Origin of the sequence: Synechococcus sp. UW140, from assembly GCF_900474295.1 — a bacterium.
Lineage (GTDB): Bacteria > Cyanobacteriota > Cyanobacteriia > PCC-6307 > Cyanobiaceae > Synechococcus_C.
Window position 1 is genome coordinate 250,171 of record NZ_UCOB01000003.1, and the last position, 12,597, is coordinate 262,767.

General features: G+C 53.6%; 10 protein-coding genes. 2 read left to right on the top strand and 8 right to left on the bottom strand.

Annotation, left to right across the window (positions count from 1 at the left end):
- The first annotated feature begins 65 nt into the window (after positions 1-65).
- The gene (locus DXY10_RS01410) at positions 66-293 is read left to right on the top strand and encodes a DUF3104 domain-containing protein (RefSeq protein ID WP_256359465.1); all 228 of its coding nucleotides are present in this window, start codon (positions 66-68) and stop codon (positions 291-293) included.
- Between the two features lie 461 nt (positions 294-754).
- Positions 755-3,280 carry an Ig-like domain-containing protein gene (locus DXY10_RS01415; protein WP_115015226.1) on the top strand — a complete coding sequence of 842 codons (2,526 nt, stop codon included), beginning with the start codon at positions 755-757 and terminating at the stop codon, positions 3,278-3,280.
- Positions 3,281-3,595: 315 nt separating this feature from the next.
- On the opposite strand, the gene ccsB is transcribed toward DXY10_RS01415, so the two are convergent.
- The 8 genes from ccsB to DXY10_RS01455 all read right to left on the bottom strand — a co-directional run bounded on the left by ccsB (position 3,596) and on the right by DXY10_RS01455 (position 12,575).
- Positions 3,596-4,519, bottom strand: coding sequence for a c-type cytochrome biogenesis protein CcsB (ccsB, locus tag DXY10_RS01420; protein WP_115015381.1), 924 nt, complete (start codon positions 4,517-4,519; stop codon positions 3,596-3,598).
- A gap of 42 nt (positions 4,520-4,561) precedes the next feature.
- Entirely contained in the window at positions 4,562-5,677 is a 1,116-nt protein-coding gene (locus DXY10_RS01425) for an LptF/LptG family permease (protein WP_371411102.1), read from the bottom strand.
- Between the two features lie 50 nt (positions 5,678-5,727).
- On the bottom strand, positions 5,728-6,456 hold the full coding sequence (lptB, locus tag DXY10_RS01430) for an LPS export ABC transporter ATP-binding protein (RefSeq protein ID WP_115015231.1): 729 nt from the start codon (positions 6,454-6,456) through the stop codon (positions 5,728-5,730).
- Positions 6,453-6,923, bottom strand: a complete 471-nt coding sequence (locus tag DXY10_RS01435; protein ID WP_244281866.1) for a hypothetical protein — start codon at positions 6,921-6,923, stop codon at positions 6,453-6,455. Before DXY10_RS01435 ends, lptB begins: the two co-directional genes overlap by 4 nt.
- 68 nt (positions 6,924-6,991) lie before the next feature.
- Complete coding sequence (locus DXY10_RS01440; protein ID WP_115015234.1) at positions 6,992-7,381, bottom strand: DUF309 domain-containing protein; 390 nt, start codon at positions 7,379-7,381, stop codon at positions 6,992-6,994.
- The gene (gene typA / locus DXY10_RS01445) at positions 7,378-9,180 is read right to left on the bottom strand and encodes a translational GTPase TypA (protein ID WP_115015237.1); all 1,803 of its coding nucleotides are present in this window, start codon (positions 9,178-9,180) and stop codon (positions 7,378-7,380) included. Before typA ends, DXY10_RS01440 begins: the two co-directional genes overlap by 4 nt.
- Positions 9,181-9,258: 78 nt before the next feature.
- Positions 9,259-11,808, bottom strand: coding sequence for a U32 family peptidase (locus tag DXY10_RS01450; RefSeq protein WP_244281867.1), 2,550 nt, complete (start codon positions 11,806-11,808; stop codon positions 9,259-9,261).
- Positions 11,809-11,831: 23 nt separating this feature from the next.
- Positions 11,832-12,575, bottom strand: coding sequence for a M15 family metallopeptidase (locus DXY10_RS01455; RefSeq protein ID WP_115015242.1), 744 nt, complete (start codon positions 12,573-12,575; stop codon positions 11,832-11,834).
- Positions 12,576-12,597 lie beyond the last annotated feature (22 nt).

Genomic DNA, 12,597 nt, shown 5'->3' on the forward strand with positions numbered 1-12,597 from the left:
ATACGGATTAAAATGAAATCACAGATCACGACATAACAGAGTCACTTCCCAGTGGAGCACAGGAGATTCCACCATTTCTCAGGGTTAAATCTGGCGACTACATAATCATGAAGGTCTCAGCACAAGTTGCCAAAAAGGAAGTGGATAACTGGTGGATGGGGCATATTATCTTCTGTAAGGGGGGTGCCAGAGACCCAAGGGCCAACACCATGTTCCATGCATCCAATGTCGATAACGGTGGGATCCACTGGGTTAACGCTGATGAAGTCATCCATATCGTTTGCACTGATTGAGATAAGCCTTTTACGCCAAGAGTGGGGTTTTTGATTAACTAATGAATAGCAGCAATACTGAAACTGCCTACTGCAGCGGGCATCAGCAAGACAATCAAGGCACTCTTAGTTGACTAGAATCACCACACCTTCTAATCAATGAGCAACATCGAACCCACTCTCATTAACTCACCGCTATCTCTGATGGCGATACTGACATTGAATATGAATTGATTACAGCTGTAAATTCATGTCCAGCAAATAATCAAACCTCAAAAGCATGAGGATGTAAGTGGAGTCGTCTTGACTGAAATTATTACGATATTAGTTGTTAGCTTTTATTCTAACCATGAAAACTGTTTAGCATTGCCATGAGCAAAGAGCCAGTGTTAAAGGCATAGAATCTGTTTCACTAAATTATTACTATTAGTGGCGTGAACTGGAAAAATGAGTATCATTCAAAGCATATAAAACTGCCTCCGATGACTTTTCCATTACAAGCAGGTGGTACTAGTGATGCCAAAGGAGCTGCCATCAGCTTTCTGAGTGATGGTAGCTCCATTGTTACTGGCTATTTCGGCGGAACAGCGACCTTCGGCAACACCACTCTCACCAGTGCTGGTGGTTATGATGTCTTTATTGCCAAGCTCGACGCTAATGGCAACTATGTCTGGGTCAAGCAAGCTGGTGGCACTAGCGGGGACAGTGCAGATGGCATTAGCTCCCTGAGTGATGGCAGCTCCATTGTCACTGGCTATTTCCAGGGAACAGCGACCTTTGGCAGCACCACTCTCACCAGTACTGGTGATAATGATGTCTTTATTGCCAAGCTCGACGCTAATGGCAACTACGTCTGGGCCAAGCAAGCTGGTGGCACTAGCAGTGACACAGCAAGAGGCATCAGCTCCCTGAGTGATGGCAGCTCTATAGTCACCGGCGATTTCAGAGGCTCAGCAAACTTTGGCAGCACTACCCTCACTAGTGCTCAAGATGCTGACGTCTTTATTACCAAGCTCGACGCTAATGGCAACTATGTCTGGGTCACTCAAGTAGAGGGTGGTAGTGGCTCTGATTTCGCAAGGGACATCAGCTCCCTGAGTGATGGTAGCTCCATTGTTACTGGCAGTTTCGGCGGAACAGCGACCTTCGGCAGCACCACCCTCACCAGTACTGGAGCCAATAATGTTTATCCCCTTGATGCCTTTATTACCAAGCTCGACGCTAATGGCAACTTTGTCTGGGCCAAGCAAGCTGGTGGCACTAGCGGGGACTGGTCAGAAGGCATTAGCTCCCTGAGTGATGGCAGTTCCATTGTTACTGGCAATTTCTGGGGAACAGCGACCTTCGGCAGCACCACTCTCACCAGTGCTGGTAGTGAAGATGTCTTTATTGCCAAGCTCGATGCTAATGGCAACTACGTCTGGGCCAAGCAAGCTGGTGGCACTAGAAGTGACACAGCAAGAGGCATCAGCTCCCTGAGTGATGGCAGCTCCATTGTCATTGGCAATTTCAATGAAACAGCGTCCTTTGGTAGCACCACTCTCACCAGTGCTGGAATGGATAAGTTCGAATCGATTGGTGATGGCTTTATTGCCAAGCTCGACGCTAATGGCAACTACGTCTGGGCCAAGCAAGTTGTTGGTACTAGCGGTGACGACGCATTTGGCGTCAGCTCCCTGAGTAATGGTAGCTCCATTGTCACTGGCTATTTCGAGGGAACAGCGACCTTTGGCAGCACCACCCTCAGCAGTGCTGGAAAGGATGATGCTGATGTCTTTATTGCCGCGCTTGATTCCAATGGCAATTGGATATCTGCGATCGACACCACAAGACCAACGATTGCCATCAGCTCTGATGTCTCATCATTAAAAGCAGGCGAAACTGCGACCCTTACATTCATGCTTTCTGAATCATCAAGCGACTTTGTTGCTTCTGATGTGACGACAACAGGTGGCGCACTTTCAAGCTTCTCTGGATCTGGCACGACTTACACAGCTATTTTTACGCCAACAGCAGATAGCACCACAAACGGTATGATCTATGTTGCATCAAGCAGATTTTCTGATGCTGCAGGTAATACCAACAACGACGGTTCTGATTCAAATAACACCGTCACACTTTCTGTTGACACCACCATTAGCTCCCTCAATCTCAATGACGACAATACATTTACGGTCTCGACAGGATCAGGTGATGGGCTATGGATCAAACTTACCGTTAAAGCTTCAAAGACCGACTTCCAAAATAGTCTGATCATTAAAGATCAAGCTGGAAAGTCACTAGCAGCCATTGGTGCCACTCATGGAAATAAGAATCTTGGTAAGCATCAGTTTTTTGTTGCAGAAGGCTCAACCATTTCCTTTCATCACTTTATGAACAATAAAGTTGTTAATAGTTCACCGCAATTAGGCATCATCAAAAATGATGACGGCACCTTTCAGCTTTCACTAAATGATGGATCCAGCCCTAATGATTTGGTCGATGATCTGATTATCGATATCTCCACTTCTACGACCAGCTCCAATCCTGCCGCTACAGCTCTAGCGACTGAGCAAGACGGAATTCATGATGCCATTCTCAATTTTGCCTCTATCCCAGAAGCTGGTACGAATGTGAAAATGACAATCGATATTGATTGCGCTTTTGATAACACCTTTGCGATGGTCAAGCTCACGCAAGAAAGCGACGGTACCTTTTCTGTTGCTGGAGTAAGCAATACAGCTGGAGACTCTTTTGACTTAGCCGTTAAGGACAACCTGATCAACCCCGGCGGGAGCATCACCAAGGCCCAAGGCGTAACGCAGAAGACCTTGGAATGGTCTATTTCTTCTACAGAAGCTGGCTATTACGCACCCGTAATCATTAATCCCGACGGAGAACTGTTCACCTACGGTTCAAACCATGTCAAAGGCTTTGGCCATAACCATTTTGGTTTTGAAGACACACTCGCAGGAAGCAATTCTGACTTTGATTACAATGATGTCAGCATTCTTTTTGAAACAGTTTGAGCAACACGAGGCAAAGAAAAGACTTTAAGAAGCTTTTTCAAGGTATAGTTGCTCATAACCTTACAGGCTTAAACTTGATAATTCTCACTCATCCTCCTCCATGAGTAGTATTTATTAAAACAGGGAATGCTTCTAGCCACTACTTCTCACTAAAACACTTGAAACACAGTAGACCTCGCCCGAATAGGGGATTAACTATTAGTTCATTAAAAAGATGATTGACAGCCAGAAAGAAAACTTGCCTTTATCGCAGTTCTTGAAATTTGCCAAATACTCTTTTTAGAGATAACAACTAAATAGCCATCAAAAATCTGGTTATCCAAAGAACCAGCCATAGCTGTGCAAGCCAATGCCCAAAAGATTGACACCGATGTAACAGACCACAATCACAACCAAGCCAAATGCGGCAACCAGGGCAGGTTTCCTTCCCTGCCAACCACGACTAAGGCGCGTATGCAAGTAAGCGGCATACACAAGCCAACAGATCAGGGCCCAGGTTTCCTTAGGATCCCAACTCCACCAACTTCCCCAGGCTTCGTTCGCCCAAACTGCACCGCTAATGATGCCAATCGTGAGCAACAGAAAACCCACGGTGATGGTGCGGTAGCTGAGGCTGTCAAGCTGTTCACTACGACTGAACGCGACCGACTCCAGCTCAAGATCAGCAGAGCCTGTTGCCCCCGCCAGTGCTGCTTTACGAAAGCCTCCACTGCCAATCGAACTACTGCGTAACTCCAGGGCGTTATCTCGATCAATCAAGAGCACTGCGATCGACAGCAATGATCCAACCAGCAAAGCTGCATAACTGACCATGATCACGCTGACATGCATCACCAGCCAGCTTGAGCGCAAGGCAGGAACTAATGGAGAAGCCTCCTGGAGTCGATCCGGTAGCGCAAAGCTTGCAAAGGCAACGCAGCCGAGGCCCATGGGAGTGGCGGCAGCTGCAACGAGCGGCGATGGCCAACTGCGCTCAACAAGAAGCTGCGTGAGGGTGCAGGCCCAGGCGAGAAAACAGAGCGATTCGTAGAGGTTGCTGATTGGGAAATGTCCCGATTGCCACCAGCGCAGGACTAACTGAGAGGTGAGCGACAGATTCGCCAGGGCGATCAGCACCCGAACACCAGAGGAGGTTTTGCCGCTGGAGAGAGCCCAGAACCCCCAGGGGAGAGCCAGCAGCAATAGTGCGAATGCCAAAAGGCCCAATAGCAGGACGGGATCGTCACCAACAACGGACATCGGAAACATGGGATGGCTTGATGAGCAGTTTGAAGGGAAGGGTCAGCGACTGGCCTGACGCAGCAGATACCAACCACCAGCAAAGGAAATCAGAACGGGAGACCACGCAGCGAGAAGGGGAGACAAAGTGCCTTTGACCCCGAGGGAACTGAAACTGAAACTGAGCACGTAATAGACCAGGATCAGAACAACACTGATTCCAAAGCCCTGGCTGCGGCTGGTGCGGTTATTGGGCTTCGCACCAAGGCTGCTTCCTATCAGCCCAAAGACAAGACAAGCCATCGGCAGAGTGAATTTTTCCTGAATACGAACTCTCAGCCTGCGTGCCTCTTTTCGATCTCCGGCATCTCGGAGCAGCTGTTCTGCTTCAAAGGCCTCTAACACCGTCATGTTGTTGGCATCTTTGGGTAACTTTGCGATCCGTATCGGTGCTGCGCTCAACGGATACAGATAACGATCGAACTGGGCATTGATCGTGCCACCTTCGGGAGTGAGGGTGACGCTCTGACCATCAAGAAATTCCCATTTGCCTTCGCGATCATTCCATTTGGCTTCATCAGCCACAAGCATTTGGGTATAGCCAACCCGAGAAAAATCAAGCACTGTTACCCCCTGCATCCGTCCCTTTCGGAATTCACGGGCATAAAACAGCTGGGCAAGACCGCGGGAACGGTCGGCCTCATCCCCTCCAGCCAGGCGGCCGAATCTCGAATAGACAATATCTTCTCCTTTTTCCGTAGAGATTGCCTTGCCAAGAGCACGCTGAAGAGTGATCTCAGCCGAGCGATTTGTACGAGGAACGATCACATCGTTAAACACGAAGGTGAGGGTGCTCATGACCAGCGCCAATGCCAACGCCGGTGCAACCATCCGTTGAGCGGTGACACCAACACTGCGCAGAGCCGTCAATTCACTGTTTGCCGACAACCTGCTGTAAGCCAACAACGTGGCCATCAAAGTGGCCATCGGGAAAGAGATGACCAAAAAACTAGGCAAGCGCAACAACAACACTTGAATAGCGATCAACACTGGCAGACCCGACTCGACGATCTTGCGCACAAGCTCAAACATCACTCCCACCGAGAGGGAGACGACGGTGAACGCGGCAATGGCAAACAAGAGAGGACCGATCAATTCAGAGATCAGCCACCGATCCATGAGAGGGATGCGGCGTATGGCTCGAGACAGCCTCTGTTGGATGGAATCAATCACAACTGGAAGCCTTCCCCGAGATAGTGACGACGCACGAGCGGATCATGGGCCACCTCTTCAGACCGGCCGGACGCCAGAATTGATCCATCCGTGAGGATGTAAGCCCGATCTGTGATCGCAAGGGTTTCACGCACATTGTGATCCGTGATCAAAATCCCCATACCTCGCGCCCGAAGCGAGTGAATCAGGGCTTGTAGATCTGCCACTGCGAGGGGATCCACTCCAGCGAAGGGTTCATCCAGAAGCAGATAACGAGGCCCTTCAAGGCCAACGGCCAAGGCTCGAGCCACTTCGGTACGCCGGCGTTCACCTCCGGAAAGCTGATAGCCCTTTCGCTCAAGGAATGGATTGAGATGAAACTCATCGATCAACTGATGTAATCGATCGCGGCTCTGGGGTTTTGAAAGCCCGCTTTGAGCCAACACAAGTTGGAGATTCTCCCGTACAGACAGAGTGCGGAACACACTTGGCTCCTGAGGGAGATAACCGATGCCAAGCCTGGCTCGTTCAGGCATCGAAAGCGCTGCAACCGGATGGCCGTCCATCAAGATCTGACCCTGATCAGGCCTCAACAAGCCGATCACAAGGTTGAAGGTGGTTGTTTTGCCCGCACCGTTAGGGCCAAGCAAACCAATGACCTCACCAGGAGCGAGTCTCATCGACACATCACTGACAAGAGGTCGCCCACCGAGGGTCAGCGCCACGCGCTCAAGGGTGAGGCTCATGGCGTCAGTGGAGTCTGAAGGGTGCTGTCCGATCGGATCACCATCTGCGTGAACACCTGCTGACCAGGTGTTGGCTCTGCTTCAGCACGTTCCTCCTCGAGCAGATAAACCACCCGCTCTGCGCGCAACGCATTGCCTCCGTCCTGCGTGACATCGACATCACCACTGAGAACAAGCCTGCCTTCACGACTGAAATACTGGGCTTGTCTGGCGGTGGCCACCATTCCCCTGGAGGGATAAACGATTCGAACATTGCCAGCAGCTGTGACCACGCCGGTGAGGTTGTCGGCACTCTGGCTATCGGACTCGATTGTGATCAGGCCACCAGGAGCATCGCCCGTGGAGGCTGAAGCAGTGGTCTCACCAGAACGATCTGACGATTGGGACACCTGCTCAGCATGGGCATCATGCAAAGGCATCAAGGTGATCAGCAGGGCCGCCATGCCCATTCCAAGTGGACGCAACACTTCCCTTGGGGGCACTGAGGCAAGCAACTTCGCATCAACGTTGAACTGACGGCAATCTACCGACAACCTCATTGCTGATCGCGCAGAACAGGGACGGGATACGAAGCGGGATCAAGCCCCTGCTGTAAGGCAGCGAGACGGGAGTGGAGTGTGGAACGGAGATGGTCGAGATCAAGACCGAAGTCAGGAAGAGATCTGCCCTTGAGGCGACCCAAGCCTTCGCCAAGGAGAATCGTGGCGCCCTTGGTGTTGCCTCTCTCAAGATGCACATGCGCCACGGCCACTTGAATCAAACCCTGGAGGACGCGGCGCTCAGGGTCTGCCGTTTCATGCCAGAGATCTTCAAAGACGTCATGAGCGGCGTACCACTGTTCTGAATTGAACAGGTGGACCCCCTCATCAAAACGGGGGTCCGTACGGACCTGGTCCGAAGACGATGAGGGGGGATCGGCGTTCAACGCTTCGCCATTTTCTTCGCCGGCAACTTGCGCAGACGAATCGACTCAGGGGTGACTTCAAGCATCTCGTCAGGGCCGATGTACTCCAGAGCACGCTCAAGCGTCATCTGCACAGGGGACTGAAGAGTATCCAGTTCATCCGCACCAGCGGAACGCATGTTTGTGAGTTGCTTGGCCTTGCAAATATTGATCTCGAGATCCTGAGGACGATTGTTCTCGCCGATGATCATGCCTTTGTAGACCTTCGTGCCTGGGGTAATAAAGAACTGACCGCGATCCTCAGCATTCTTGAGGGAATAGAAGGTGGCAGTGCCCTCTTCAAAAGCGATCAATACACCATTACGACGGGTGTCAAAGTCGCCAAGCATCGGACGATATTCAAAGAAGGAGTGACTCATGATCCCTTCACCGCGGGTGGCACGGATGAATTCGCCACGGAAGCCGATCAGTCCACGCGACGGAACAATGAACTCAAGTTGGGTTCGCCCATCAGAACTGGTTTCCATGTTCTGCATCTCACCTTTGCGGGTGCCGAGCTTCTCGATACAGGCGCCAACAGCGGCTTCGGGTACATCCATCACCAACGTTTCCACGGGCTCGCAAGGGGTGCCATCAATGGTGCGGAAAATCACCTGCGGTTGAGACACCTGGAACTCATACCCTTCCCGGCGCATGGTTTCAATCAAAATGCCCAGATGCAGTTCACCTCGACCGCTGACTGCGAAGCGATCCGGGGAATCGGTATCTTCCACCCGAAGAGCAACATTGGTGAGTAGCTCACGCTGGAGTCGATCACGGACCTGACGGCTGGTGACAAACTTGCCTTCCTTGCCTGCAAAAGGAGAATCGTTGACCACAAAAGTCATCTGCAAGGTAGGCTCATCCACCTTGATCAGCGGTAGTGCCCGTGGCTCATCAGGGCAAGCAATCGTTTCGCCGATATTGACATCATCGAAACCGGCAACAGCAACAAGATCACCCGCAGTTGCGTTCTCGATCTCAACACGTTGAAGCCCTTCGAAGCCAAGAAGTTTGCTAATACGACCTTTCTTGACCTTGCCGTCGTCTTTAATTAGAGCTGCATTCTGACCTTGCTTGATCACTCCATTGTGCACCCTGCCAATAATAATTCTGCCAAGAAAATCGGAATAATCGAGAGTGGTGATCTGCAACTGCAATGGCTTCTCTGGATCGCCAACCGGAGGTGGAACGTGACGGAGAATCGCATCAAAGAGCGGACGCATATTGTCGCTCTCTGTTTTCATATCAGGCTTAGCAAAGCCTCCTAAGCCGCTGCCAAATAGATAAGGAAAATCACACTGATCGTCGTCAGCACCGAGCTCGAGGAAGAGATCTAGAACCTTGTCGACCGCAGTCTCGGGATCGACACGAGCACGATCAATTTTGTTAACGAAGACAATGGGACGCAATCCCTGCTCGAGGGCTTTCTTCAGCACGAAGCGGGTCTGAGGCATGGGCCCCTCATTGGCATCCACGATCAGCAAGCAGCCGTCCACCATGCCGAGGACCCGCTCGACTTCACCGCCGAAGTCAGCGTGACCTGGAGTATCGACAATGTTGATACGCGTGTCGTTGTAAGTGACCGCGGTGTTTTTAGAGAGGATTGTGATGCCTCTTTCACGCTCCAGATCGTTGGAGTCCAAAACACAGGTGGGCACCGCTTCGTTGTCACGGAAGATGCCGGACTGCGCCAACAACGCATCAACCAAGGTGGTTTTGCCATGGTCGACGTGGGCGATGATCGCGATGTTGCGTATCGCCTTGTTCTGGGCGCTCATGATTTCCGTGACGTTCTGTGAATGAAGCCTGAACGCCCGGGGGCGTAGCAAGGTAAGGCTATCTCAACGTGAGATGGCTCAGGAAAGGATCCGACTGGTCCGTTCTGGTCCATCGGAGCGAAGGCTGCCACGGGTCACACCAAGGCGCTGATCGATGCGCTCCCGCCGCCAGACATCAGACGATGGGATCGAGCCTTCGAGAGCCCTGGCATAAAGCTGCACCCTGCTCTGGCAAGAGGCTGGATCCTCATCAAGAAGCTCGAGGCGGAAACGGCGCAGACCGACCCGCAGAAGCTCAGGCAAGGCTTCAACACCGCTCTGCGCCCGACCGTTGAAAAGAGTATTGCGGCAACCGAGATCGGCGATCAGGGGATGCTCGACACCGCTTCGATCGCGCAGACGCACCTGATGCTGTTCGCAGGGGCGGCCGCAATCGGTGTGATCGTGGCCGTCAGAGAGGAACGCGCAGAAGAGACAGTGCTCCATATGGAAGAGGGGCATGTGCTGATGCAACGTCACCTCCAGCCAGTCAGGGTCGGTGGACTGAGCCAGATCCAGCAGCTGGTGGAGATTGAGGTCATAACTGGCGGTGAGGCGCTGTAGCCCCCAGCGCTCCCGATACCAACGCACCGTGAGTGGATTGGCGGTATTCAGCGAGAAATCACCGCTGCAGGGTGCGAGTGGAGTCAACCGTTCCAGCTGATCAGCATTGCGAACCAAATAGCCATCAGGTTCAGCCCGAATCAAAGGCTCCAGCGTCCACGCTTCATCCGGTCGGTGGATGCGAGGGCCTGCCAGAACAATGCCGTCCCGCCAGTGACCGCGTCCAACCAGGACAGCTTGCTTGAGCTCACTCGGTTGCTCGAGATCAGCAATGACCCCTGAGACCCAGTCCGGGCGGTCCAGGGCAATCAGGGCCTCTAACTGAGCCAAGCTGCGCACCAAGACCTGCAGCGTTGGACGGGGATTGGGTGCGGAGACTGTTGACGAAGGCTGGGCTGGGTTCAGGCACTGACGCAAGGTGGCTTCGACCCTTTCGCCCCCCGACATGGCACCCATCTCCTTTGGAGAGGGGAGTGCGAGAGGGCGAAGACCGGCTGAGTCCATGCGATCCAGCAGGCAGCGCCGCATCCGATTGAGCTCTGCGACGGGAAGGAAGAGGCCGGCTGGCAGATCGATCTCGAGCTGATCAAGGCGCCATCCAGTGCCACCAAGTCGGCCCAACTGAGTCTCCAGTCGATCACGGTCCAAGCCCCGATCGCGGGCCTGCTCAAGAGACACCGTGCTGCTCACACGGAGCATCTCAGCAGTGGTTCCTAGGGGATGCAACAGCTGAAGCTGAAGCGGAACACCAAGACCACCAGACACGCGCACCCGGAGCGGCTGCAGGATCGGATCGACCGACTGCCGCGCCTGTCGGCTCCATGTGCTCTGCCATCTGGGATCACCTGTGAGCCAGACCGGAGCTCCAGGCTTCAAGCCCCTCAGGTTGATTCGGCCTGGGCCCAAACGGATGCGACAACGACGGTGACCAAGGTCGTCAAGCTGCATGATCCTTCCGCCGATCTCCTGCGGTGGCTTGAGGGGATCACTACCTTGAGCCGGTTGCACTTCGAGCACCACTCCCTGACCGCACTCCAGTGGTTCTTCAAGACGAAGCGTGAGCCGACCTTGGTCATCACATCGCTCAAGGCAACCCACCACAGGTCCGCGCTTCTTGCTCCAGCGGCCATGAACAAGACGTCTGTGGTTCACACCCTCGAGCCAACCCGTCGAAAGACCGCGAGAGAAGCCCATCTCCAACTGACGCCGCACGGCAGTGGCATCGGTCGAAAGCCCATCGATCTGCTGCCGGTAGGCCTGGGTGACGGCAGCCACATAGGTGGGGTCTTTCAGGCGACCTTCGATCTTGAAACTGCTGATGCCGATCTCAATCAGTTCGGGGATCTGCATCCAGGCAGCGAGATCCTGAGGGGAAAGCAGATAACGCTGATCAGCCAGATCAAGCTCCTCTCCATCCACCACCAACTGGTAGGGAAGCCGACAGGCCTGGGCGCATTCACCTCGATTCGCGCTGCGCTGTCCGAGGGATTCACTGGTTAGGCACTGGCCTGAGTAGGCAACACACAGAGCACCGTGCACAAACACTTCTAGAGGCATCGCCAGCTGACGCTGCTCAAGCTGTCGCTGCAAACGACGCAGATCCTTGAGGGCGAGTTCACGGGCCAAAACAACTCGATCACAGCCAGCATCTGCGGCTTGAGACACACCTGCTGCACTGGTAATCGACATCTGGGTGGAAGCGTGCAATGCCAGACCAGGGACAAGCTCCCTGGCCAACAGACACAGGCCGAGATCCTGAACGATCAGAGCATCGACTCCGGCTCGCTCCGCCGCAAGCAGCAACTGGGCGGCTCGGCTTAGCTCATCGCTGAAGACAAGGACGTTGAAGGTCAGGAAGCCACGAACACCCCTGGCATGAAGCCAGGCCATGATCTCGGCGAGCTGATCCAGCTGAAAATTTTCTGCTCGTAATCTGGCGTTGAACGCCTCGACGCCGAAATAGACGGCATCCGCCCCCTGAGCCACTGCCGCCTTGAGGGAGGCCCAGTCACCAGCTGGGGACAACAATTCGGGAGAGTGTTGCGGTCTCAACGGGTCAGAGCCAGACGGCGAGCCGGCTCAAATTGACGAAGTGCATCGGCAGACCCCTCAAAACGCCAATGCCAAGGCTCGTAGCTCACACCCTGATTGTTGCCCTCAGGGAATGAAAGCGTGAAGTGGTAAGAGGCAGCATGGTCCTGGAGCCAGCGGAACGCCGAGGTCGTTTCAAACGACTCTGAAAGATTGGTGGCAGGGGCGTCACCATCGCCGAGATCAACAGCCAAACCGGTGCTGTGCTCGGAGTAACCGGGAGGAGCGCTGACCTTTGCACGCTCACTGGCCGTTTGATTGCGCTCAGATTTCACATCAAAAAAGATGCCCTTCTGCAACGCATGCGAGCGGTAGCCACTCAACAACCTGAGGTCGACGCCATCAGAGGCTGCGGCTCGTTGCATCGAACGCAGGGCTTGAGCGGCGTCGATATGGAGCTCCAAACCGGGACCGACGCGAACCAGGTTGATCGAAGTTGCTTCGGCATAGGGGAAATGGCCCAGCAAGCGGCCGTCAACGCTGGGGGTTTCTGCAATGCCATCGACCACTTGCGGCTGGGGTGCGAACCGCGTCAGAAGTGCTGGCCCCAACAAAACAACGCCGAGACAACTACTGAACACAAGCAAACAGGCAATCCAAAGGCCAGAGCCACGGCGCCGTGAGCGTTGAGGAGGGCGAGAACGCCGTGCCACAGGAATATCGTCCCTGCTGGTGCGGCGAGGGGCGACGGCACGAACCAAATCGATGTTGCAGTGTTGTGAC

Bases quoted from the DNA above. Each gene is read 5' to 3' on its own strand.
- lptB (WP_115015231.1), bottom strand. From the start codon at position 6,456: ATGAGCCTCACCCTTGAGCGCGTGGCGCTGACCCTCGGTGGGCGACCT.
- DXY10_RS01425 (WP_371411102.1), bottom strand. From the start codon at position 5,677: ATGGATCGGTGGCTGATCTCTGAATTGATCGGTCCTCTCTTGTTTGCC.
- ccsB (WP_115015381.1), bottom strand. From the start codon at position 4,519: ATGTCCGTTGTTGGTGACGATCCCGTCCTGCTATTGGGCCTTTTGGCA.
- DXY10_RS01415 (WP_115015226.1), top strand. From the start codon at position 755: ATGACTTTTCCATTACAAGCAGGTGGTACTAGTGATGCCAAAGGAGCT.
- typA (WP_115015237.1), bottom strand. From the start codon at position 9,180: ATGAGCGCCCAGAACAAGGCGATACGCAACATCGCGATCATCGCCCAC.